General features: G+C 27.4%; 22 protein-coding genes and 1 riboswitch. Of the genes, 20 read left to right on the top strand and 2 right to left on the bottom strand.

Annotated features, from left to right (window positions below; translation table 11 throughout):
* The first annotated feature begins 12 nt into the window (after positions 1-12).
* On the top strand, positions 13-888 hold the full coding sequence (locus ABDZ60_RS08735; protein ID WP_343777535.1) for a LysR family transcriptional regulator: 876 nt from the start codon (positions 13-15) through the stop codon (positions 886-888).
* 64 nt (positions 889-952) lie between these two features.
* Here ABDZ60_RS08735 and ade read toward each other — a convergent pair whose 3' ends face one another.
* Positions 953-2,689, bottom strand: a complete 1,737-nt coding sequence (gene ade, locus ABDZ60_RS08730; protein ID WP_343777533.1) for an adenine deaminase — start codon at positions 2,687-2,689, stop codon at positions 953-955.
* A gap of 42 nt (positions 2,690-2,731) precedes the next feature.
* Positions 2,732-2,834: riboswitch (purine riboswitch) on the bottom strand.
* A gap of 125 nt (positions 2,835-2,959) precedes the next feature.
* Here ade and metA point away from each other — a divergent pair.
* From metA to ABDZ60_RS08640, 18 genes are all read left to right on the top strand, one after another.
* Positions 2,960-3,877 (top strand): homoserine O-acetyltransferase MetA, encoded by a 918-nt coding sequence (metA, locus tag ABDZ60_RS08725; RefSeq protein ID WP_016208556.1) that lies wholly within the window; start codon positions 2,960-2,962, stop codon positions 3,875-3,877.
* 96 nt (positions 3,878-3,973) lie between these two features.
* Positions 3,974-4,495: a hypothetical protein gene (locus tag ABDZ60_RS08720; protein ID WP_016208555.1), complete on the top strand. Its 522-nt coding sequence runs from the start codon at positions 3,974-3,976 to the stop codon at positions 4,493-4,495.
* A 122-nt stretch (positions 4,496-4,617) separates the two neighbouring features.
* Entirely contained in the window at positions 4,618-5,316 is a 699-nt protein-coding gene (locus ABDZ60_RS08715; protein ID WP_047000549.1) for a Crp/Fnr family transcriptional regulator, read from the top strand.
* Positions 5,317-5,426: 110 nt separating this feature from the next.
* Positions 5,427-6,203 carry a formate/nitrite transporter family protein gene (locus ABDZ60_RS08710; RefSeq protein WP_343777530.1) on the top strand — a complete coding sequence of 259 codons (777 nt, stop codon included), beginning with the start codon at positions 5,427-5,429 and terminating at the stop codon, positions 6,201-6,203.
* 25 nt (positions 6,204-6,228) lie between these two features.
* Positions 6,229-7,245: an anaerobic sulfite reductase subunit AsrA gene (asrA, locus tag ABDZ60_RS08705; protein ID WP_343777528.1), complete on the top strand. Its 1,017-nt coding sequence runs from the start codon at positions 6,229-6,231 to the stop codon at positions 7,243-7,245.
* Entirely contained in the window at positions 7,238-8,032 is a 795-nt protein-coding gene (asrB, locus tag ABDZ60_RS08700) for an anaerobic sulfite reductase subunit AsrB (RefSeq protein ID WP_016208551.1), read from the top strand. The genes asrA and asrB overlap by 8 nt, the downstream gene beginning before the upstream one ends.
* An 11-nt stretch (positions 8,033-8,043) precedes the next feature.
* Positions 8,044-9,021: a sulfite reductase subunit C gene (gene asrC, locus ABDZ60_RS08695; RefSeq protein WP_343777525.1), complete on the top strand. Its 978-nt coding sequence runs from the start codon at positions 8,044-8,046 to the stop codon at positions 9,019-9,021.
* A 562-nt stretch (positions 9,022-9,583) separates the two neighbouring features.
* Positions 9,584-10,789 (top strand): glutamyl-tRNA reductase, encoded by a 1,206-nt coding sequence (gene hemA, locus ABDZ60_RS08690; protein WP_047000553.1) that lies wholly within the window; start codon positions 9,584-9,586, stop codon positions 10,787-10,789.
* Positions 10,747-11,415 (top strand): NAD(P)-dependent oxidoreductase, encoded by a 669-nt coding sequence (locus ABDZ60_RS08685; protein WP_047000554.1) that lies wholly within the window; start codon positions 10,747-10,749, stop codon positions 11,413-11,415. The genes hemA and ABDZ60_RS08685 overlap by 43 nt, the downstream gene beginning before the upstream one ends.
* A 10-nt stretch (positions 11,416-11,425) precedes the next feature.
* Positions 11,426-12,298: a hydroxymethylbilane synthase gene (gene hemC / locus ABDZ60_RS08680; protein WP_016208308.1), complete on the top strand. Its 873-nt coding sequence runs from the start codon at positions 11,426-11,428 to the stop codon at positions 12,296-12,298.
* A 5-nt stretch (positions 12,299-12,303) separates the two neighbouring features.
* Positions 12,304-13,794, top strand: a complete 1,491-nt coding sequence (gene cobA / locus ABDZ60_RS08675) for a uroporphyrinogen-III C-methyltransferase (protein WP_343777521.1) — start codon at positions 12,304-12,306, stop codon at positions 13,792-13,794.
* A 1-nt stretch (position 13,795) separates the two neighbouring features.
* Positions 13,796-14,764, top strand: coding sequence for a porphobilinogen synthase (gene hemB, locus ABDZ60_RS08670; RefSeq protein WP_343777519.1), 969 nt, complete (start codon positions 13,796-13,798; stop codon positions 14,762-14,764).
* A 3-nt stretch (positions 14,765-14,767) separates the two neighbouring features.
* Positions 14,768-16,048 carry a glutamate-1-semialdehyde 2,1-aminomutase gene (hemL, locus tag ABDZ60_RS08665; protein ID WP_343777517.1) on the top strand — a complete coding sequence of 427 codons (1,281 nt, stop codon included), beginning with the start codon at positions 14,768-14,770 and terminating at the stop codon, positions 16,046-16,048.
* A gap of 10 nt (positions 16,049-16,058) precedes the next feature.
* Complete coding sequence (locus tag ABDZ60_RS08660; RefSeq protein WP_047000557.1) at positions 16,059-16,838, top strand: sirohydrochlorin cobaltochelatase; 780 nt, start codon at positions 16,059-16,061, stop codon at positions 16,836-16,838.
* A 135-nt stretch (positions 16,839-16,973) separates the two neighbouring features.
* Positions 16,974-17,759, top strand: coding sequence for a formate/nitrite transporter family protein (locus tag ABDZ60_RS08655; RefSeq protein WP_016208304.1), 786 nt, complete (start codon positions 16,974-16,976; stop codon positions 17,757-17,759).
* Positions 17,760-18,070: 311 nt separating this feature from the next.
* Positions 18,071-18,766 (top strand): response regulator transcription factor, encoded by a 696-nt coding sequence (locus ABDZ60_RS08650; protein ID WP_047000558.1) that lies wholly within the window; start codon positions 18,071-18,073, stop codon positions 18,764-18,766.
* Complete coding sequence (locus ABDZ60_RS08645; protein WP_052953917.1) at positions 18,756-19,826, top strand: histidine kinase; 1,071 nt, start codon at positions 18,756-18,758, stop codon at positions 19,824-19,826. Before ABDZ60_RS08650 ends, ABDZ60_RS08645 begins: the two co-directional genes overlap by 11 nt.
* Positions 19,827-19,830: 4 nt before the next feature.
* Positions 19,831-21,258: a sensor histidine kinase gene (locus ABDZ60_RS08640; protein ID WP_047000559.1), complete on the top strand. Its 1,428-nt coding sequence runs from the start codon at positions 19,831-19,833 to the stop codon at positions 21,256-21,258.
* A 153-nt stretch (positions 21,259-21,411) separates the two neighbouring features.
* Here the strand turns inward: ABDZ60_RS08640 and ABDZ60_RS08635 are convergent, their stop codons facing one another.
* Positions 21,412-22,434, bottom strand: coding sequence for a branched-chain amino acid aminotransferase (locus ABDZ60_RS08635; protein ID WP_016208299.1), 1,023 nt, complete (start codon positions 22,432-22,434; stop codon positions 21,412-21,414).
* Positions 22,435-22,690: 256 nt separating this feature from the next.
* Between ABDZ60_RS08635 and ABDZ60_RS08630 the strand changes: the two genes are divergently transcribed.
* Positions 22,691-23,071, top strand: coding sequence for a RidA family protein (locus tag ABDZ60_RS08630; RefSeq protein ID WP_016208298.1), 381 nt, complete (start codon positions 22,691-22,693; stop codon positions 23,069-23,071).

Here is a 23,071-nt window from a genome sequence, read left to right as displayed (position 1 = left end):
TAGGAGGGGAAAATGAAGATTAGGCATTTACGTATTTTTAAAACAGTATGCGAAGAGGAAAGTGTCACTAAAGCATCTGAAAAGTTATTTATGACGCAGCCAGCAGTTTCCCATGCTATAAGTGAGTTAGAGGATTATTTAGGAGTATCTTTATTTGATAGAATTTCAAGAAAAGTTTATTTAAATGAGACAGGTAAATTATTTCTTACAAAGGTTACAAAGCTATTAGACTTATACGATGATTTAGATAAAAATATTAAAGAATTAGAAGATAATGCTGTTATTAAGATAGGATCTTGTATAACTATTGCAAACTTTATTTTGCCTACTATAATAGGGAAATTTCAAGGCGTTTGTAAATCTACTCCAACAAAAATTATAGTAGATAATGCTAGAAGTATTGAAAATATGTTATGTAAGAATGAAATTGATTTAGGGTTAATAGAGGGAGTTGTTTATAATGAAGAACTTGAAAGAATACCTTTTTCTTATTATGATCTAGTAGTAGCTTGTTCTAATGAACATAAATTTGCAAAAGAAAAACCTATAACGTTAAGTGAGTTAGTAAAAGAAAAGTTACTATTAAGAGAAAAGGGAAGTTCTATTAGAGATATTTTTGATAGTGCCATGCTATTACATGATATAAGAGTAAATCCCAGTTGGACAAGTGTTAATTCTCAAGTTTTGATAGAAGCTGCAAAAGAAAATTTAGGGATAACAGTATTACCTAGGGTATTAGTTGAAAATGAAATTAATTTAGGAAATCTTGTTGAAATTAAAGTTAATGAGCTTAATTTATCTAATATAAATCATATTGTTTTTTATAAAGGAAAAGTACAAACTAATAGTTTCAAGGAATTAATAAATATAATAAAAAATAGTCTATAGACTTGTCCTTCAAAAAAGTCTATAGACTATTTTTATAATTTATTACTTAAAGTCCTAGAAAATATTAATAAGCATTTTCTATAAATTCAAATTTTCTTACATCAAATAATCCTTTATCAGTTATTTTTAAATCAGGAATAACTGGCAGTGATAAGAATGATAGAGTCAGGAATGGATTAAAATTAATATCAGGAGCAACTTCATTTATAGCTAAATGTAGTTTTTCTAAATCATCAACAACTTCTTGAGATTTTCTTGAAGTTATCAATCCAGCAATTTCTAGTTGAATTGATGCTAATACTTTTTTGTTTTTAACAACTATAATTCCACCATTTAGTTTTTTTAGCTCTTCAACTGCAAATATAATATCTTCATCAGATGTTCCACAAGTTATTAAGTTGTGGGAATCATGAGCAACAGTTGTAGCAATTGCCCCATATTTTAAATTTAAGCCTTTTATTATTCCAAGACCAATGTTACCAGTATTTCTATGTCTTTCAATTACAGCTATTTTTAATAAATCTAAATCTATATCACATTGAAATAATTTTGTATTTTTTAAAGTATTTATATTAATTGTTATATGAGTGCTTTCGAGTTTATTTGGATTAATTCCAATTACATTAAGCTTTGTTTTTTCATGTAAATTTATTTCTAAGTCTTTCTCTGTAAATTTATTTATATTAATATTATTTAATTTAGGGAATTTATAGATTTTATTAGAAGCAGTAGCTACTAATTTGCTGTTTTTTACAACTAAAGAACCTTTCTTATAAACTGAGTTAATTTTAAAATTAGATAAATCATCTAATATTAGGAAATCAGCTATATATCCAGGGGCAATAGCTCCTTTGTATTTTAGTGAATAACATTCTGACGTGTTTAATGTACACATTTGTATAGCAGTTTCAGGTGATAAACCATAAGAAATAGCCATTCTTATAGAGCTATCTATACTTCCATTTTTTATTAAGTCATCTATATGTTTATCGTCTGTACAAAAACATATCCTTCTACTATTAGAAAGAGAAACAGATTTTATTAATTCATTTAAGTTTTTTGCAACGGAACCTTCTCTAATATGAACATACATACCACGTCTAAGCCTATGAGTAACTTCTTCTGCAGAGCAACATTCATGATCTGTAAGTACATTTGCAGTAGCATATACATTAAGCATATCATTTGTGAATCCTGCACAATGCCCATCTATAATAAACTTATTTGATTTTGCGTCCCAAAGTTTATTAATCATATTATTAGAGCAATTTATAACAGCAGGAAAATTCATAACTTCAGCAAGACCTAATACATTAGTTTCATTGTACAATGGAACTAAGTCACTACTTTCTAATATTGCTCCAGAAGTTTCAAAAGAAGTGGCTGGAACGCATGAAGGAAGCATAAAGTAATAATCAAAAGGAGTATCTTTAGCAAGGTCCATAATAAGCCTTATACCTTTATCTCCTAGTACATTAGCAATTTCATGAGGGTCAATAACTATAGATGTGATTCCATGTAACAAAGCCGCTTTATAGTATTCTTTTGGAGTTACAAGGGATGATTCAATATGGGCATGAGCATCTATAAGACCAGGGCAAATAAATTTACCAGTACCATCAATTTCAACTATGCCTTTATAATTACCAAATCCAACAATAATACCATTTTTAATAGCTACGTTGTCAACAAAGGAACTGTTTTGGAATACGTCAACAATAGTTATATTATTAATAACTAAGTCGCATATTTCATTTTTACTTGAAGCCTTAATTTGAGATATAAAATCTTTTTTATTCATAAATTCACCTCAGAGTATATTTAAATATAATAATAAACAACCTGATTTAGATTAAAACTTCATAGTTATACTATTTAAGGTAGTATAGTAGATACGCCTAAACCATATTATTAGGCTTATAATAATGTTATTTTTATCTATTATATGAAATAATAGCCAAGCTGTCAAAGAAATTTATTTTATAATATATAGTACTAATATAAATAAAATAAAGAACTTTTAAATTACCATATTTTGTGATTTAATATAATTTATAAGGAGGGGGTATTCTTGCCAATAAAAATTCCAATAGATCTTCCAGCATATACTGTCTTGTCTGATGAAAACATTTTTGTAATGAATATTGAAAGGGCACAAACTCAAGATATAAGACCTTTGCAAATAGCAGTTTTAAATCTTATGCCGATAAAAATTCAATCAGAAAATCAATTACTAAGATATCTATCCAATACTCCACTTCAAGTAGAAATAACATTGTTACAAACTAAAACTTATACATCTCAAAATACACCAATAGAGCATTTAAAAAAGTTTTATAAGTATTTTGATGAAGTTAAAAATAAAAAGTTTGATGGGTTAATAATTACTGGGGCACCTGTTGAAACTATAGAGTTTGAGGATGTAGCATATTGGAATGAACTTGAAGAAATAATGGAATGGAGTAAGAAAAATGTTTTCTCAACACTTCATATATGCTGGGGTGCTCAAGCAGCACTATATTATCATCACAATATAAGTAAAAAAGCTTTAAAAAAGAAAATATTTGGAGTATTTCAACATAGGGTAAATAAAATTAATGAGGATTTAACTAGAGGATTAGATGATATTTTCTATGCACCACATTCTAGACATACTACAACGTCAAAAGAAGATATTGAGAAAAATGAGAATCTAGAGATATTATCGGAATCAGAAGAAGCTGGATTGTTTATAATTGCTACAAAAGATAAAAGACAAATCTTTATAACCGGTCATTTAGAATATGATAGAGACACATTGAAAAGTGAGTATTTAAGAGATATTAATAATGGAAAAGATATTGATATACCAAAAAACTATTTTCCTAAGGATGATATAAAAGAAACTCCAATGGTTAGATGGAGAGGAAGTGCAAATATAGTCTTTGGAAATTGGCTAAATTATTGTATTTATCAAAATACTCCATTTAAACTTGAAAATATTGAATAAATTGCAGTAATCAAGTGAGTAAACCTATAGATGTTCACCTTTTATTATATTAAATAATATAATAATTTTATGAAAGCTTAATATTTGGAGGAAATTATGAAAGATAGAGCGGTTATAGTTGGATGTTCGGATAAGTTTATAATATATTTTACTAAATATCTTATTTTAAATAATATTGAAACATATTTGATTATTAGGAAAAATGAAGACAGTGATATATTAAAGGAAATAGAAAAGGATGTTACTATAATAAGGCTTGATGGGAACGTAGAACATTTAAAGTTGTTTCTTAAATCTATAGAACCGAAGGTAATATATAATTTGTGTAATATAGATTTAAGTGAGAAACCAGAAATTAAAGAAGTCATTGATAGAGACTATTCAGAGGTTATTTTAATTTTAGAAGCTCTTACAGATTCAAGAAGTACTAAATTTATAAATTTTATAAATAAGACTTTAGAAGATGAAAATAAAATTTCATTGGACTTATATTCAGCTATTGAAAAATCACTAGAAAGTATAATTGAATATTATAAAAATAAATACAATATTGAAGTTTTAATAAAATATAAAACTGGAGATATGGGGTTAGATTTAGAATCATTGATGAATTATTAAAAGGAAGGGAAACTTCCTTTTATTTTTATGACAATACTCACTTTACTTATTGCTAATATATGTGATATCTTTTAAGTAAATACTTGAAAGATAAGTAATTTCAATAGGAATAGGTAAACAAAATGAAAGAACTAGTAAAAAGTCAATTAAGCAACATGGATTTATTTAAAAATATTGACACAAATACAATATATGAACTAGCCGAAATAGGCGAGAGTAAATGTTACTTAAAGGGAAGTCATATATTTAGAGATAAAGAAGAAATTAATAAAATTTACATAGTATGTAGTGGAAAAGTTTCATTATATAAATTAAATGAGTCTGCTCAAAAGAAAGTAATATTTATATTAGGAAAAGAAACTATTATTAATGCAGTAGTTTTAGATGACTTACCAGCATCTATAAACTGTGAAGTATTTGAAAAGTCAGAAATATTATCTTTTGATAGAATGAGATTTCAAGAAATCATGGCAAAGGATTTTGAATTAACGAAAATAGTAATATCTTCTTTAAGCATAAAGGTGAGAAGATTGTACAGGCAGTTAAAGAACTCTACGCCTTTAAAGGTTGAAAAAAAAGTAGCAGCAAAGCTATGGAAATTATGCAAGGATTATGGAAAAGAAATTGAAGAAGGTACTTTAATAGATTTAAATATAAGTATAACTTATTTGGCAGATATGTTTGGTGCTCCAAGAGAAACTATATCAAGAGCATTAAAAATTCTTCAAGAAAATAATTTAATAACATACGAAAAGAGAAGAATAGTAGTAAAAGATAAAGATAAAATTGTGAAATTCTTTAAGGGAATAGAGACTAAATAAAATATAAAAAATATAGAAACTGTGATAATTATCACAGTTTTTATTTTTATTAAGCTTTATAATCTTGTTATAGAGATTGTGATTATAATCACAATAATAAGGGGGAAATTATGTTTAATGAAGAATTTAATAAAGTATCAACAGCAGCAAAAGCAAAAGTAGAATTATTAGAAGAAAACAGAATTGGCTATTTTATAAGCTCAATGCTTGCTGGAATCTATGTTGGACTTGGAATTATGTTGATTTTTACAATTGGAGGATTACTTAATTCAGCTAATTCACCAGCAACTAAAATTGTTATGGGATTGTCATTTGGAGTAGCCTTGAGTTTAGTAATATTTGCAGGTTCTGAATTATTTACAGGGAACAATTTTATCATGGCTGTAGGATCATTAAATAAAGAAGTCTCTTGGTTAGAAACAATTAAAGTTTGGATAGTAAGTTTTATTGGAAATTTAACAGGTTCAATACTTGCAGGAACATTATTTTTTATGGCTGGATTAGCCAATGGTCCAGTTGGAGATTTTATAGCAAAAGCTAGTGCAGCTAAAATGTCTTTACCAGCAAGTGATTTATTCTTCAGAGGAATACTATGTAATATGTTAGTTTGTTTAGCAGTATGGTGCAGCTTTAAATGTAAAGAAGAAGTGTCCAAGCTTATAATGATATTTTGGTGTTTATTTGTTTTTATAACAGCAGGATTTGAGCATAGTGTAGCAAATATGACTTTACTAACAATAGGATTGCTTTCACCAGCAGGCACAGCTGTAAGCATAGGCGGATATGCATATAACATTATAATAGTAACATTAGGTAATATGGTAGGAGGAATTGTATTTATGGCAATACCTTATTACATAATATCTAGAAAGAAAAAAGTCAACTAATTAAATAAACTAAGAGGTGTTTAAGATGGGATATAAGCTTAAAGTAGAAGAATTTAATAAGGGATTACAAGAATTATCAAAAAAGTATAAGATATATGCACCAAAGGTTTTTGAAGGAAAAGGAACCTTTTCAGATACTGATATAATTAGATATGGTGAAATATCAAAAGTTGAAGAAATAGAATTTGATAAAAAGTCACAGTTTTCATACAAAGAAGTATTGCTTCCAATAACTCAAACATTATTTTTCTTTACAGAAAATGAAGTGAAGGAGTCAGAAATTGATGAAAAATCAATATTAATTTTTTTAAGAAGTTGTGATATACATTCTTTAAAAAGAATAGATAATATCTATTTAAACAATAAATTTGAAGATCCATATTATAAAAAATTAAGAGAAAAAGCTAAGTTTGTTTTAATAGGTTGTGAAAAAAGCTTTAAGAGTTGTTTTTGTGTAAGTATGGAAACAAATAAAACACATGAATATAATGCTTATATTAAGCAAAATGGAGAAGAAGTATATTTAGATATAAAAGATGAAGAATTTGAAAATATATTTAAAGCATTAAGTAATGAAACTTTAAATGTAACTCCAGACTTTGTAGAAGATAATGAAATTGAAGTTAGCATACCAGATAACTTAGACCTGAAAGTTATGAAATCAACTATGTGGAATGAATATTCAGAAAGATGTATAGCTTGTGGTAGATGTAACTTTGTCTGTCCAACGTGTACATGCTTTACTATGCAAGACATATTCTACAAAGACAATGGGAAAGTTGGAGAAAGAAGAAGAGTATGGGCTTCATGTCATGTAGATGGATATACTGATATGGCAGGAGGACATAGCTTTAGAAAAGATAAAGGGCAAAGAATGAGATTTAAAGTTCTTCATAAAGTTCATGATTACAAAAAAAGATGGGGACATCATATGTGTGTAGGATGTGGAAGATGTGATGATATCTGTCCTCAATATATATCCTTCTCAAATTGTATAAATAAATTAGAAAAAGCTATGGATGAGGTGACTAAGAATGACTAAAAATGAATATTTACCTTTTATATCAGAAATATTAGATGTTATTAAACATACAGAAATAGAATATACTTTTAGAATGGCTTTTAAAGGAGATGTGAAGCCAGGACAATTTTTTGAAGTTTCAATTCCGAAATTTGGTGAAGCACCTATATCAGTAAGCGGAATAGGTGAAAATTATGTTGATTTAACAATAAGAAGAGTTGGTAAAGTTACAGATGAAGTTTTCAATAATTATGTTGGAGATAAGCTATTTTTAAGAGGACCCTATGGGAATGGATTTGATATAAATAATTACAAAGATAAGGAAGTAATAGTAGTAGCTGGAGGAACTGGACTTTCACCTGTTAAAGGAATTGTAGATTATTTTTCAAATAATACAAATGATTGTAAAAGTTTCACTTTAATTTCAGGTTTTAAATCTCCTAAAGATATATTATTTAGAGAAGATATAAAAACCTGGGAAAAGAATATAAATGTAATATTAACAGTAGATGGAGCGCAAGAAGGATATCAAGGTAAAGTTGGGCTCGTAACCAAATATGTTCCAGAACTTGATATAAAAGATATAAAAAGCGTACAAGTTGTTGTGGTTGGACCTCCTATGATGATGAAATTTACTGTATTAGAATTTTTAAAGCTAGGAATTAAAGAAGAAAATATATGGATATCACAAGAAAGAAAAATGTGTTGTGGAATAGGAAAATGCGGACATTGTAAAATAGATGATACATATATTTGCTTAGAAGGACCTGTGTTTAATTATTCAAAAGGAAAAGATTTAATAGACTAGGGGGAATTGCTATGAATACAAGTACTACGGATATCAATACTAAAAAGCTTAAAAAAAATGCCTTTAGAGTTACAAAGGAAAGAGGAATGACAGCTTCAAGAGTAAGAGTTCCTGGTGGATTATTAAAGGCTGAATATTTAGGATTAATTCAAGAAATTGCAGATAAATACGGTAATGGAACAGTTCACTTAACAACAAGACAAGGCTTTGAAATTCCGGGAATAGATATGGAAGATATATCAGAAGTTAATATCATGTTACAACCTATAATAGAAGGATTAGAAATAAATCAAGAAGTTCCAGGAAAGGGATATACAGCAGCAGGAACAAGAAATGTATCAGCATGCATAGGAAACAAGGTATGTCCATTTGGTAATTATAATACAACAAACTTTGCTAAGAAAATAGAAAAAGCAATATTCCCAAATGATCTACATTTTAAAATAGCTTTAACAGGATGTCCTAATGATTGTATAAAAGCTAGAATGCATGATTTTGGAATAATAGGAATGACAGAGCCACAATTCGATAGCAGTAGATGCGTATCTTGTGGAGCGTGTATTAAAGCTTGCAGTAAAAAATCAACAGGAGCTTTACATGGAGAAAATTATAGACCTGTTAGGGATCATAGCAAATGTATAGGATGTGGACAATGTGTTATTAGTTGTCCAACAGGAGCTTGGAGCAGAAGTAAAGAAAAATATTATAGATTAGCTATAATGGGTAGAACAGGAAAGAAAAATCCAAGATTAGCAGAAGATTTTATAATATGGGTAGATGAAGAAAGTATAATAAAAATAATATTAAATACTTATAAATACGTTAAAGAATATATTGCAAAGGATGCTCCAGAAGGAAAAGAACACATAGGATATATCGTTGATAGAACAGGTTTTATGGAATTTAAAAAGTGGGCTCTTGAGGGAGTTCAACTTTCAGATAAAGCAATTCTTAAAGAAAACATTTATTGGAGCGGAGTAAAATATTAATAATTTTAAGCTGTGAACAAGAGTCAAAAATAAATAGAAGATGCTCCATAAGCTAATAGCTACGAAAGAAGTACTAGGCTTCAAAAAATTGCTATGCCAAGAGTTTTGGTTAACTCGACTACGTTCAGACAAACCAACAACTCTAAGGCATAGCAATTTTTTCTTCACCAAGCACTTCTAGTTTCTCACTATAATTCATAGTTTTTGGAATAAAGTAAAAGGTAACAGGTTATGATACAAACTTCAAAGCAATTTATAAATACAAGAATGAAAAAATTGAGGTTGTTTTGCTGCACAAAACTAACTACTGTCCCTAAGCTTACCTTGAACTAGATGTTTCTTAATTTTTAATTATAGTTTACATTTAGTACTTGTTACCTGATACCTTGTTCTCTGTTACATATAAAATCAAAACAACTGTGAACTGTGCCTTGTGAACTATGAACTGAAAAATGCTTCGCATTTTATTACAAGTGTGAAAAAAGTTTGTAATAAGAGTATAATAAAGGTATGATAAAAAACTAGAGATAAATAGATATTAAAATAAATTAGGAGTAGTATTATGATTCAGCTTTTAGGGATTAAGAAAAATACAAAGGTGGAAATAAGAGAAAAGTTAGCTTTGTCTCCTAAAAGGAGAGAGGAATATACAAAAAAATTAATACAATATTTTGATGAAGTTGTTATATTAAGTACTTGTAATAGAACAGAAATTTATTTTAATGGTTCTTTAAGTGATGAAGAAGGATTAAAAAAGATTTTTGAAATATTAAAATGGGATATAAACTTAAAAGAATATTGTTTTTATTTAAAAGAAAAAGAAACTGTAAGGCATTTAATGGAAGTAGTCTGTGGATTTCACTCTAAAATATTAGGAGAAGATCAAATACTTGGACAAATAAAAGATTCATATCAATTAGCTCTTGAAATTAAGGCAGTTAAACATGATCTTCAAAGACTATTTCAAGAAGCAATTACATGTGGTAAAAGATTTAGAACAGAAGGAAGATTTTATGAAATACCAATATCTTCTGCATCTATTTCAATAAATGAAGCAATTCAAAAAGGTTCAAAAAGAATTATGGTAATAGGATATGGTGAAGTTGGAAAGTTAGTAGTGAAGTATGCTATTTCTAGTCATATAGAGGAAATTAATTTAGTAGTTAGGCAAGTTGAAAAAGTTGACTATATAGATGATGACAGAGTTAAAATAATGAATTATGAAGATGGAAGAAATATAATTAATAATATGGATTGTGTGATTTCTTGTACTTCAGCCCCACACTTAATTATAGAAAAAAAGCATATTGAAAGTAATGGAAATAAGCTAGTAATTTTTGATTTAGCTCTTCCAAGAGATGTAGATAGTAGTATTAAGGATTTTAAAAGGGTGGAACTTTATGATATTGATGACATTAGTTTAATTGATGATGAAAATAAAAAACTAAGAAAAGATAAAATGATAAAATTTAAGTATGTAATAAGTGAATATATAGAGCGCTTCTCTAATTGGAAAGATACAAGAGACATATCAAATATTATAAGGAATATGAAAACTGATAGTATTAAAGTTATAGAAGAAAGAGAAGTTACATTAAAAAATAAATGCATAGATAAAAAAGATATAGAAATTGCACAAAAGCTTATAAAAAGTACATCAGACTATTACGTTAATAAAGCTATTGAAGTTTTAAAAGAAGAAAAATTAAAGGGGCAGGAAGAAGAATGTATGAGGATATTAGAGAAGATATTTCTAAAGAAGATTTAAACTACACTTATCTGTCTATAATGTCAAATAAGTTAAGTGTTGGTATAGTTGGTGGAGGAAAAGCTAGCTATTTAAAATGCAAGAAATTTCTAGAGAATGGATGTCAAGTTGAAGTTTTATCTTTGAATTTTATAAGTGAATTTTATGATTTAAAAAATATTAAACTTATAAAGGGAACTTATAATAAGAAATTTATAAAAAATAAACATTTAGTAATAATATCTACAAATGATGAAAATATAAATCTTGAGATAAAAAAGGACTGTGAGGATGAGTTTAAAATATACATATTTGCTTCTGATTATATAAAAGGAATGGCTGTGGCACCAATGCAGAGGCAATTAAAAAATATAACTTTTGCATTGAACACTAAGAATGGAAATCCAAAAGGAGCAATAATGTTATCCAATAAAGTTTTTGATATACTAAATAATTATGATGATTTTATTGAATATTCATCAAAGATTAGAGACAAGGCTAAGTTCATTGAAAAAAATAAAAAAGAAATTATAAACTTCGTATGTAGTGAAGATTTTAAATATATATATATAAAGAGAAAAGATAAATTAGTATTAGAACTATTTTTTGGAAAAGAGATTGTAAAAAAAATATATAAAGATTTATAGGAGAAGTTTTATGGAGTTAATTATTGCAACTAGAAAAAGTAAGTTAGCCCAAATTCAAGCAGATAAAATAATTAAGCTTATAAAGGATAAATATAATATAGATTCTAAAAAATTATTAATAGTTACAGAAGGAGATAAAAGGCTAGATGTAACTCTTGACAAAATAGGTGGTAAAGGACTATTTGTTAAGGAAATAGAATATGCACTTTTAAATAAAGAAGCACATGGAGCTGTGCATAGTATGAAAGATGTACCATTTGAATTACCACAGGATTTCGAATTAGCAGCAATTCCTGAAAGAGAAGATATAAGAGATGTGTTTGTGTCAAGCAATAATATTTCTTTTAAGGATTTAAAAGAAGGTGCAGTTATAGGAACAAGTAGTATAAGAAGAGCAGCTATGATAAAGGAAATTAGAAAAGATTTAAAGATAGTTCCAATTAGAGGGAATGTTCAAACTAGATTAGAAAAGATGAAAAATGAAAGAATGGATGGAATAATTTTAGCAGCTGCTGGATTAAAAAGATTAAATTTAGAAAATATAATAACAGATTATTTTGATCCGAAGATATTTTTACCAGCAATAGGGCAAGGTGCATTAGGAATAGAGGTATTGAAAAATGGTGAGTATAACGAGTACTTACGCAATCTAGATAATAAAGAGGTTAGGACTGCAGTAGAAGCAGAACGAAGTTTTATGAGAAGATTAAATGGTGATTGTCATAGTGTTATTGGTGTTTATTCAGAAATAACAGATAATGATTTATATATGATAGGAACCTTTAATGTAAATGGAAAGATGATAAAGAAAGATATACTTGGAAATAAAAATGAAAATATAGAACTAGGATTTAAATTGGCTGAAAAGATTTTGAAAGGATAATAAAAATGAGTAAAGTTTATATAATAGGTACTGGACCAGGAGATGAAGAGTTATTAACATTAAAGGCAGTAGAAGCATTAAAAAGATGTACTGCTGTTTTATATGATAGATTAGTTTCAAATAATATATTAAATTATTTAAAAGAAGATTGTAAAATATATTATTGTGGAAAAGAACCAGGATGTCATTATAGAACTCAAGAAGAAATAAATGAAATTTTAATAAAACTTGCTAGGGAAGGGCATACTGTTGGGAGAATTAAGGGGGGAGATCCTTATGTTTTTGGCCGAGGAGGAGAAGAAGTACTTTCTATAATTGAAGAGGGAATAGATTTTGAAGTAGTTCCAGGCATAACTTCTCCAATATCAGTATTGAACTATGCAGGTATTCCAATAACACAAAGAGGAATGGCTCAAAGTTTTCATATAATAACAGGTATGACTGCAGGAACATTAAATATAAATTGGGAAGCAATATCTAAAGAAAAAGGCACATTAGTTTTTATGATGGGATTAAGTAATCTTAGCATAATAAAAGAAAACTTAATAATGAATGGAAAAGACAAAAATACTAAAGTCGCAGTAATAATGAGAGGAACGTCATCAAAGCAAAAAAAAGTAATTGGAACTTTAGAAGATATAGAAGAAAAAGTTTTAAAGGCTAAGCTTAAATCTCCATGTATAATTGTTATGGGAGATGTTGTTGAATTAAGCGATAAGTTAAATTGGTATGAGAAAAAGCCGCTTTTTGGACTTAATATATGTGTAACAAGATCAAGAGAACAGTCTTCTAATTTAAAGAAGAAACTTAGGGATTTAGGAGCAGAAGTAACGGAAATAAATTCTATAAAAATACAACAAACTAAAGAAAACTTAAATTTTGTTAAGGATAAATTAGGTGAATATAATCACATAATACTTACTTCAGTAAATGGAGTTAATATATTCTTTGATTACATAATAGAAAATAAAATTGATATAAGAACTATAAAAGCTAAGTTTTCTGTTGTTGGTAAGGCTACTAAAAGAGCCTTAGAAGAAAGAGGAATTCAAAGCTTTATAATGGGAAGAGAATTTGTTGGAGAGGGACTTTTTAAAGAATTAGCCCCCTATTTAGTTAAAGGAGAAAAAGTATTAATACCATGCTCTTCTTTAAGTAGGGAATATTTAAAGGAAGAAATTGAAAAACTAGGTTTACATGTAGATAAAGTTCATACATATAATACAATTTGTGGTGAAGTAAAAAATAAAAAGGTATTTGAAGAGGTAGATTTTATATTATACACAAGTCCAAGTACTGTAAATAATATGATAAATATCTTTAGTATAGATGATATAAAATCAAAGTTTAATATTGCAATTGGTCCTCAAACATATAAAGCTTTAAAAGAAAATTCAATACAGGAAGCACATATGTGTAAAAAACATTCAGAAGATGGATTCTTAGATGAAATAATAGAGATATATAATAGGTTTAAGGAAAGCAAAGGTGAATAATATGATTAAAAGAGGAAGAAGATTAAGAGTAAATTCAGCAATAAGAGATTTAGTTAGAGAAAATCAATTAAATACTAATGATTTCATATTCCCTATCTTTGTTGTTGAAGGAGAAAATATAAAAGAAGAAATAACTTCTATGGAAGGCAATTATCATTGGTCAATAGATAGATTACACGAAGTAATAGAAGAAGTTGAAAGTCTTAATATAAAGGGTGTAATTTTGTTTGGATTACCAAAGCATAAAGATGAATGTGGATCAGAGAGTTTTAATAATGATGGAATAGTACAAAAGGCTGTAAAGAAAATAAGAGAACTCTCAAATAATTTATATATAATTACAGATGTTTGCATGTGTCAATACACAAGTCATGGACACTGTGGAATATTAAACGAATCAAATATTGATAATGACAAAACATTAGAAATACTAGGTAAAATAGCACTATCTCATGCAAAGGCTGGAGCTCATATGGTTGCACCTTCAGATATGATGGATGGAAGAGTTGCATATATAAGAAATATATTAGATGAAAATAAATATGAAAATGTTGCAATAATGAGTTATTCAGCAAAATATTCATCATATTTTTATGGACCATTTAGAGAAGCTGCTCATTCTGCACCTCAATTTGGAGATAGAAAAACTTATCAAATGGATCCTGCCAATTCAGAAGAAGCTTTAAGAGAAATTGAATGGGATATAAATGAAGGTGCAGATATAATAATGGTAAAACCGGCACTATCATATTTAGATATTATAAGAAGAGCAAAAGATAAAATTAATGTGCCTATTTGTGCTTATAATGTTAGTGGTGAATATGCAATGGTAAAGGCTGGGGCTAAAATGGGCCTTATAGATGAAAAAGGAATAGTTCTAGAAATGCTTCTTTCTATGAAAAGAGCAGGAGCAGATTTTATAATAACATATCATGCATTAGAAGCAGCTAAATGGCTAAAGGAGAATTAAATTATGAAAAATCAAGTTATATTTCATGAGTCTAAAAAATATATGCCAGGAGGAGTAAATTCTCCAGTAAGATCATATAAAAGTACAGGATTAACTCCGCCCATTATAAAAAACGGAAAAGGGGCAATAATAGTAGATGAAGAAGGTAATGAGTACATAGATTTTGTATTAGCTTGGGGACCAATGATTTTAGGCCATTGTGATAACGAGGTAGTAAAATGTATTAAAGAAGTTTCTGAAAGCTCAATAGCTTTTGGTGCACCGACAGAGTTAGAACTTATAATGTCTAAATTTTTATGTAAAAATTTAAAAAATATAGATATGATAAGAATGGTGAACTCAGGTACAGAAGCAACTATGAGTGCTATAAAGCTTGCAAGGGGATATACAAAGAAAAATAAAATAATAAAATTTGCAGGGTGTTATCACGGGCACTTTGATGGATTTTTAATTGAGGCAGGTTCAGGAGTGTTAACAAATGGAATCCCTGGATCATTAGGAGTGCCAGAAGATAGTATAAAAAACACACTTATAGCAACATATAATGATAAGGAAAGTATTAAAGATTTATTCGAAAAATATGGAGAAGATATTGCAGGTGTTATAATAGAGCCAGTTGCAGGGAATATGGGAGTTGTAAAAGCGGAAGAAGACTTTATGAACTTTATTAGAGAACTTTGTGACCAATATGGATCTTTATTGATTTTTGATGAAGTTATGAGTGGATTTAGAGTAGCTTTCGAAGGAGCACAAAAATTATTTAATGCGAAGCCAGATTTAGTGACTTATGCAAAAATAATAGGGGGAGGACTTCCTTGTGGTGCATATGGTGGAAGAAAAGAAATAATGGAATGTTTATCTCCAGTTGGAGAGGTTTATCAGGCTGGAACTATGTCAGGAAATCCAATTGTAATGGCAGCAGGAATCGCAACTTTAAATAAATTAAAAAGAAATAAAGAAGAATATTATGATAAAATAAATCAGCTTGGAAAGATGTTAGAAGATGGTGTATTAGATATTGCAAAAGAAAAAAATATTCCATTAATAGTTAATAGGTGTGGAGGAATGTTTACCTTATTTTTTACAGAATCAAAGGAAGTTAAAAAATATAGTGATGTTAAAACTTGTGATGAAGAAATTTTTAAAAAATACTTTAAGCACATGTTGTTAAATGGGATTAATATACCACCATCACAATATGAATCTTTATTTTTAAGTGTTGCTCATACTGAAGAACATATAAATAAGTTTTTAAAGGTATTTAAAAATTTTAATATAGAATAGAGAGGTGCATATGTCTAAAGCAATAATTATTGTTTCTTTTGGAACAGCCAATTTAGAAGGTATTAATGAGTTAGAAAACTTTGAAAAAGAAATAAGAGAAAGTGTAAAAGAAAAGTATCATGTTTGTAAGGCTTTTACTTCAAGTGTATTATCCAATATGTTATTTAATAAATATGGAAAAGTAGTGCCTAGATTAGAGCAAGTTTTATTTAATTTAAGTAATGATAGGTATAAAGAAGTATATATACAACCACTTCATGTAATTGAAGGAAGTGAGTACTCTAGTATAGAAAAAACCGTAAAAGAATACGATTATTCTTTTTCAAAAATAATTTTAGGAAAAGTTCTTATGAGTGATAAAGAAGAAGAATTAATAGAGTCCTGTAACTTAATTGCTAAATCGATGGAAAGTGATTTACCAAAAGAGGATAACATAGTATTAGTTGGTCATGGATCTAAAACAATAAGTACAGAAGCTTATAATAAATTAAAAACGGTATTTATAGAAAATCAATACAAAAATACTTATATTGGAACATTAGAAGGAGACATAAGAAAAGAAGATGTTACAAGATATTTATTAGAAGATAAAATTGATGAAATAACATTAGCTCCGATACTAATGCTTCCTGGAAATCATATAGAAAAAGATATTTTTGGAGAAAATAATTCATGGAAAACTTTTATAAAAGATCATGGTATAAAAGTTAAAGTTACTAGAAAATCACTTTTAGAATATGAGGAAATAAGAAAATATTATATAAATAAGATAAAAAAAGAATTTAAATAAAAATTAAACATAAACAAGGATAAAACAAAGTTTTCATTGCAAAACTTTGTTTTTCATTGTAAAATGTGTTAGTAAAAAATGAAATTTATTTATATTAATAATTGTTAAAAAAGTAACTATAATATGGGGGATATCATGTACAGTAAAGAAATTCATAATTTAGCCCACTCAGCAGAAGTTAAAAGTAACTTACTAAGGAGAAGTACGGGGAGATACTTAGTTAGTGCAATGATTGGAAGTTTATTTGTAAGTTTAGGAATTATGCTTATTTACACTATAGGTGGAATAATGCATCATAATGGAATAGAAACTTATAAGATTTTAATGGGAGCATCCTTTGGTGTGGCTCTTAGTTTAGTATTAATGGCAGGCGGAGATTTATTTACAAGTAATGCTATGATAATGACTATGGGAGCTTTAGAAAAAACAGTAACTTGGGTTGATGCTATAAAAATATGGTTTGCAAGTTGGATTGGAAATATTTTAGGTGGAATTCTTGGAGCAATATTATTTGTACAAGCTGGTTTAACTAGTGGAAAAAGTGAATATATTGGAGAATTTATTGTAAATAATGCTTATTCTAAAATAAGTACGCCAGCAGGACAACTTATATTAAAAGGAATTTTATGTAATATATTAGTTTGTTTAGCAGTTTGGATGTGTTATAAGTTAAAAGAAGAAACTGCTAAAATATTAATGATATTTTGGTGCTTATTTACATTTATAACAGCAGGATTTGAACACAGTGTAGCAAATATGGGATTTCTCGCTATGGGATACTTAATAGATCCATCAACAATAACCATAGGTGGATATGCATATAATATTATTCTAGTATCTATCGGAAACTTTATTGGAGGAATATTATTTTTAGCTTTACCGTATTATTATATTACCAGCGGACATAAAGAGGAAGTTTAAAATTTTTATTACATATAGGGTGGATAAATATCCATCCTTAAGTTTTCTAGTGGACATATGTAAGTTTGCGTTGACTTGGGCGAAGTGAGGTCATAAGCAAATTTACATATGTCCAATTTTTTTTAGTTCCTAAGTTATGAATATAAGTTTATATAAATTAGATCTTATATAAATTTTAGGAATTTGTTAGAAATCTGATAGGTTAATTTTATATATTTATATTATTATAAATATATATGAATAAATGTTATAATTTAAATATAAAAAAATAGAAGAAGGGGTATTTTATATAAAATATCAAGGATGGATTTATGAGTAAATACAATGTTTTGGTTGTGGATGACGAAAAAGAAATAACTGATGCAATAGAGATATATTTAAAAAATGAAGATATAAATGTTATAAAAGCATATGATGGAGTAGAAGCTCTTAACATAATAGAAAAAGAAGATATACATCTTGTAATAATGGATTTAATGATGCCTAAAATGGATGGAATGCGAGCAACTATGAATATAAGGAAAGAAAAAAATATTCCTATAATAATTTTATCAGCAAAATCACAGGATATTGATAAAATATTGGGATTAAACATAGGGGCTGATGATTATATAACAAAACCATTTAATCCATTAGAACTTATAGCAAGAGTAAAATCACAACTTAGAAGGTATGTAGATCTTGGAAATTATATAAAAGAACAAAATGAAGATGTATTAACTTATGGAATAATTAAATTGGATAAAAATAGAAAATATTTTGAGGTAGACGGAAAAGAAATTAAAATAACTAGAACAGAGTATAAGATCTTAGAACTTCTTTTAAGTAATCCAGGAAGAGTTTTTTCTTCAGCAGAAATATATGAACGTGTATGGGAGGAACCCTGCTTTAGTACGGATACAGTTATGGTTCATGTTAGGAGAATAAGAGAAAAGATAGAAATAGATCCTAAGAATCCAAGATATTTAAAAGTAGTATGGGGAGTTGGATATAAGTTTGAAAAATAGATATTTATTAATAAGTAATAAAGGTCTTATAAAACACTTAAGTATTTTTTTTATAACAATAGTAATTTTAATTATTGTGTATTTAATTCCTAACTATAAATTTTTAACCTTAATAATTTTAACACTAATATTTTTAAACATATCAATGCTATTAAAACTTATAAGTAACAATTTCGAAACAACAATGATTTGGAAAGGGATAGAAAGTTGGCTAGAAGAATTTGAAAAAGAAAATGATTTGAATTCTTTTAGTAATAAAGAGATATTTAACAAAGAAGACTTAAATATGAATATAAGAAAAAGGTATTTAGATTTATTATTAAAGGTTAATAAAATAGCTAAAAGTCTAAAGAAATCTGCAATTAACACAAAAAGAAATGAGAACGTAAATCTTCAACTTATAGATAATTTAACTAAAAAATTAAATAAGCCTTTAGAAGATATATTGATTAATATAGAAAAGTTAAAAAGTGAAAATAATGATAAAGAAATAATAGAGTTGTTGAAAAATAAATCTAATAACTTAAAAAAGTTAATTGAAGAATTATTTGAAGCATCAAAGACAGCCACAGGAGATATGACTTTAGAAATAAATGAAATTGAAATAGTTGAATTTTTAAAGCAAGCCATAATTGAATTTGAAGATAAAATAAATAAAAGCACAATATCTTTCAGACCAAGTTTCCCAAAGAAAGATATAGTAATTTATTGTAGTGGAGAAAAACTATGGAGAGTATTTGATATATTATTTGAAAATGCACTAAAACATTCTTTAGAAAATAGTAGAGTTTATATAGATGTAAGATGCAGTGATAATAAGATACATATATGTATAAAAAATACTTCGAAAAAAGAGTTAAATATAGAGCCTAAGGATTTGATATATATAATAAATAATAATAAAGAAGAAAATGTATCAGGACTAGGCTTGGAAATTGCTAAGAATTTAGTTCTTCTTCAAAAAGGAAGTTTTAATATAAGTATAGATGGAGACTTATTTAAAGTAGAAATATCTTTTAATATTAACTGTGTTCAAGAATCATGTTTAGAAGAGGAGTAATCCAATGATATTAGATAAAGTTTTATATAAAAATTATAAAATTAGATGGATTAAAGATGAAGAAATAAGAAAGTTAAAAGATATAAATGAAAAAGTATTTATGGAAACTATAATTGGAAAAATATTAGTGCTTATGAATTATTTTGTTATAAGAAAATTAGTTAACACTACTGGAGAAGAATTTTTGCCTAATTATAATAGCGAAGGTCCAAAGTATATTGTATTACTTACGTGGATAGTATTTGCTATAATTGTAGCAATATCAGTATTTCAGATAGTATTAAAAAGCAGAATTTATAAAGATGATGATATTAAAACATATGAAAGAAATTTTTATAGAGTAAAATTATTTGATAAATTCATGAAGCTTTTAATAATAGCAATATTTTATATAACTTTATATCAAGGCTTTTTTCAATTTACTATGTTTGGAGTTGATATAAAAGAAACTATACTTTGGTGGATAGTTATATTAAATATATTAGTATTTATCTATCTTGGAATAAGCGTGTTTAAAAATTATTTGATAATGGAAACATTAAACTTAACATTAGATAAAACAATTGAAAGTTTAGAAAGTGGCAATTTTGATGATGTCTATAAAATATTAAACGAAAATAAAAATCGCTATGCTTTGCTTAATGGGATAGAATTCAACATTATGAATAGAGCTATAAATGAGCTTATTTCAACCTCCCAAGTGGTTGAAAATTATGAAGCTATATCAAATATAAAGAAGGTTGAACTAATAACTAATGTATCTCATGATCTAAGAACACCCTTAACATCTATAATAAATTATGTTGACTTTTTAAGTAAAGGAAAGTTCACTGAAAGTAATAAAAATGATTATATAGATATATTAGAAAGAAAAGCAAAAAGAATAAAAATTTTAATAAATGATTTAAAAGAATCAATAATGGCTAATTCCAATGGTATTATTTTGGATATTAAAGAAATTGATATAAAAGAAGTACTAAATCAAGCATTAATTGAAGTAAATGATAAAATTAATGAATCAAAGCTAAAGTTTACTTTTAAAATATTTTCAGAAGGAAAAGAAGTGGAAAATACTGAGGCTTTTAAAGCTTTCATATATGCGGATTATAATAAAACTCTTAGAATATATCAAAATATAATATCAAATATACTTAAATATTCTTTAATGGATTCAGAAGTATTTATAATACTAGAATATGATAATAGAAAAATAAACAAAATAAGTAACATGACATTTATAAACGAAACAAAAGAAAAAATAATATTTAACGAGAGTGAGCTTATTGAAAGATTTAAAAGAGGAGATGAATCTAGAAATACAGAGGGTACAGGACTAGGCTTGGATATAGCAAAAAGTTTGACAGAAGCACAAAATGGAGAGTTTAAAATAGAAATAAGAGATAAAAAGTTTATTGTAAATGTATCAATTTAATTAAATAATAAATTTATTATAGTAAATTTAAAAGACAACAAAAAAACTCCCGTGGGAGTTTTTTATTTAAACTATTTATAGTACTGTTAAGTAATGTACATAAATAATTATTAATTCATTTTTAATCACTAATTTGATAATGACAAGATTATATTAAACTAAATAAGTCCAACCTTCTGGTCCTTCAATATCACCAAATTGGATACCACAAAGGATTCTGTAAAGTTCTTTTGTAACAGGGCCAACTTCAGTTTCACTATGAAAAACATGAAGTTTATCTTTATATTCTATTCCTCCTATTGGAGTTATAACAGCAGCAGTACCACAGGCACCGGCTTCTTTAAATTCATCTATATTATCTATATAAACATCTCTTTCATAAACAGGCATTTTTAAATAATCCCTAGCTATATCCATAAGAGAATACTTAGTTATACTAGGCAAAATTGATGGAGATTTTGGTGTGATAAATTCATTATTCTTTGTTATTCCAAAGAAATTAGCAGCACCAACTTCTTCAATTTTTTTATGAGTTGAAGGATCTAAATATATACAGTCCGCAAAACCTCTATCAACAGCTATTCTGTGTGGATGTAGTGAAGCGGCATAATTTCCACCAACCTTTTGTCCACCAGTACCATAAGGAGCTGCTCTATCATAATCTGCTATCATAAAGTTACATGGTGTTAGACCGTCTTTAAAGTAAGGCCCTACAGGTACAGCAAAAACTGAGAAAATATATTCTGGTGCAGGTTTTACCCCTATATTATCTCCCACCCCTATAATAAAAGGTCTTAAATATAATGTAGCACCAGTTCCATAAGGTGGTACATAATGCTCATTAGCCTTAACAACTTGCATGCAAGCATCTATAAATTTATCTACTGGCACTTCAGGCATAAGTAACTTTGCAGTACTTTCATTCATTCTATGTGCATTTCTATCAACCCTGAACAATTGAATTTTTCCATCTTTTCTTCGATATGCTTTTAAACCTTCAAAACATTGTTGACCATAGTGTAAAGCGGTAGATGCTTCACTTATGTTTAACATATTATCTTCTGTTAGCCTACCTTCATCCCATTGCCCATCTTTCCAAACTGAAATATATCTATAATCAGTTTTAATATAGTTAAAACCAAGATTACCCCAATTGATCTTAACATCTTTATTCATATTTCATTACCTCCTTGTGTTTTATATTATTCTAATTGTATCACTATTGAATATATTAATAAACTTTTAATTATTTAATAGATACATAAAAAGGATTTCATATTGAATTATTAGAAAAAAAAGGGTATATTTAAATTATTAGGATGGTAAAAGTTAAATATTACTAAATATACTTTACATATTTTTAATAATGTTAGTAAATTTAGGTTTAATATTAAAGGTAAGATATTTAAATGTAAGAGAGGACGTGTAGTAAATGCAAAAAGAAATTATTTCAACAAGTAAGGCACCAGCAGCAATAGGCCCATACTCACAAGGAATAAAAGTAGGAGATATGGTGTTTACATCAGGACAACTTCCAGTAAATTCATCAACAGGAGAATTAGTAACTGAAATAAAAGAGGCTACTAAACAATCATTAGAAAATGTAAAGGCTGTTTTAGAACAAGCTGGAAGTGGCTTAGATAAAGTGGTTAAGGTAGTAGTTTTCATAAAAGATATGAATGATTTTGGACCAATGAATGAAGTTTATGCAGAATATTTCAAAGAAAACCCTCCAGCAAGAAGTTGCGTTGAAGTTGCAAGATTACCTAAAGATGCACCTATAGAAATAGAAGCAATAGCTACTATAGTATAA

It is taken from the genome of Clostridium sartagoforme, from assembly GCF_039521405.1.
Taxonomy (GTDB): Bacteria; Bacillota; Clostridia; order Clostridiales; family Clostridiaceae; genus Clostridium; species Clostridium sartagoforme.
Note: the sequence above shows the minus strand (reverse complement) of the source record. Positions and strands in the feature narration are given on the sequence as shown.

What these genes read in the sequence shown, in the direction of transcription:
- ABDZ60_RS08735 (WP_343777535.1), top strand. Translation starts at nt 13, where the DNA reads ATGAAGATTAGGCATTTACGTATTTTTAAAACAGTATGCGAAGAGGAA.
- ade (WP_343777533.1), bottom strand. Translation starts at nt 2,689, where the DNA reads ATGAATAAAAAAGATTTTATATCTCAAATTAAGGCTTCAAGTAAAAAT.
- ABDZ60_RS08720 (WP_016208555.1), top strand. Translation starts at nt 3,974, where the DNA reads ATGAAAGATAGAGCGGTTATAGTTGGATGTTCGGATAAGTTTATAATA.
- ABDZ60_RS08715 (WP_047000549.1), top strand. Translation starts at nt 4,618, where the DNA reads ATGAAAGAACTAGTAAAAAGTCAATTAAGCAACATGGATTTATTTAAA.
- ABDZ60_RS08710 (WP_343777530.1), top strand. Translation starts at nt 5,427, where the DNA reads ATGTTTAATGAAGAATTTAATAAAGTATCAACAGCAGCAAAAGCAAAA.
- asrA (WP_343777528.1), top strand. Translation starts at nt 6,229, where the DNA reads ATGGGATATAAGCTTAAAGTAGAAGAATTTAATAAGGGATTACAAGAA.
- asrB (WP_016208551.1), top strand. Translation starts at nt 7,238, where the DNA reads ATGACTAAAAATGAATATTTACCTTTTATATCAGAAATATTAGATGTT.
- asrC (WP_343777525.1), top strand. Translation starts at nt 8,044, where the DNA reads ATGAATACAAGTACTACGGATATCAATACTAAAAAGCTTAAAAAAAAT.
- hemA (WP_047000553.1), top strand. Translation starts at nt 9,584, where the DNA reads ATGATTCAGCTTTTAGGGATTAAGAAAAATACAAAGGTGGAAATAAGA.
- ABDZ60_RS08685 (WP_047000554.1), top strand. Translation starts at nt 10,747, where the DNA reads ATGTATGAGGATATTAGAGAAGATATTTCTAAAGAAGATTTAAACTAC.
- hemC (WP_016208308.1), top strand. Translation starts at nt 11,426, where the DNA reads ATGGAGTTAATTATTGCAACTAGAAAAAGTAAGTTAGCCCAAATTCAA.
- cobA (WP_343777521.1), top strand. Translation starts at nt 12,304, where the DNA reads ATGAGTAAAGTTTATATAATAGGTACTGGACCAGGAGATGAAGAGTTA.
- hemB (WP_343777519.1), top strand. Translation starts at nt 13,796, where the DNA reads ATGATTAAAAGAGGAAGAAGATTAAGAGTAAATTCAGCAATAAGAGAT.
- hemL (WP_343777517.1), top strand. Translation starts at nt 14,768, where the DNA reads ATGAAAAATCAAGTTATATTTCATGAGTCTAAAAAATATATGCCAGGA.
- ABDZ60_RS08660 (WP_047000557.1), top strand. Translation starts at nt 16,059, where the DNA reads ATGTCTAAAGCAATAATTATTGTTTCTTTTGGAACAGCCAATTTAGAA.
- ABDZ60_RS08655 (WP_016208304.1), top strand. Translation starts at nt 16,974, where the DNA reads ATGTACAGTAAAGAAATTCATAATTTAGCCCACTCAGCAGAAGTTAAA.
- ABDZ60_RS08650 (WP_047000558.1), top strand. Translation starts at nt 18,071, where the DNA reads ATGAGTAAATACAATGTTTTGGTTGTGGATGACGAAAAAGAAATAACT.
- ABDZ60_RS08640 (WP_047000559.1), top strand. Translation starts at nt 19,831, where the DNA reads ATGATATTAGATAAAGTTTTATATAAAAATTATAAAATTAGATGGATT.
- ABDZ60_RS08635 (WP_016208299.1), bottom strand. Translation starts at nt 22,434, where the DNA reads ATGAATAAAGATGTTAAGATCAATTGGGGTAATCTTGGTTTTAACTAT.
- ABDZ60_RS08630 (WP_016208298.1), top strand. Translation starts at nt 22,691, where the DNA reads ATGCAAAAAGAAATTATTTCAACAAGTAAGGCACCAGCAGCAATAGGC.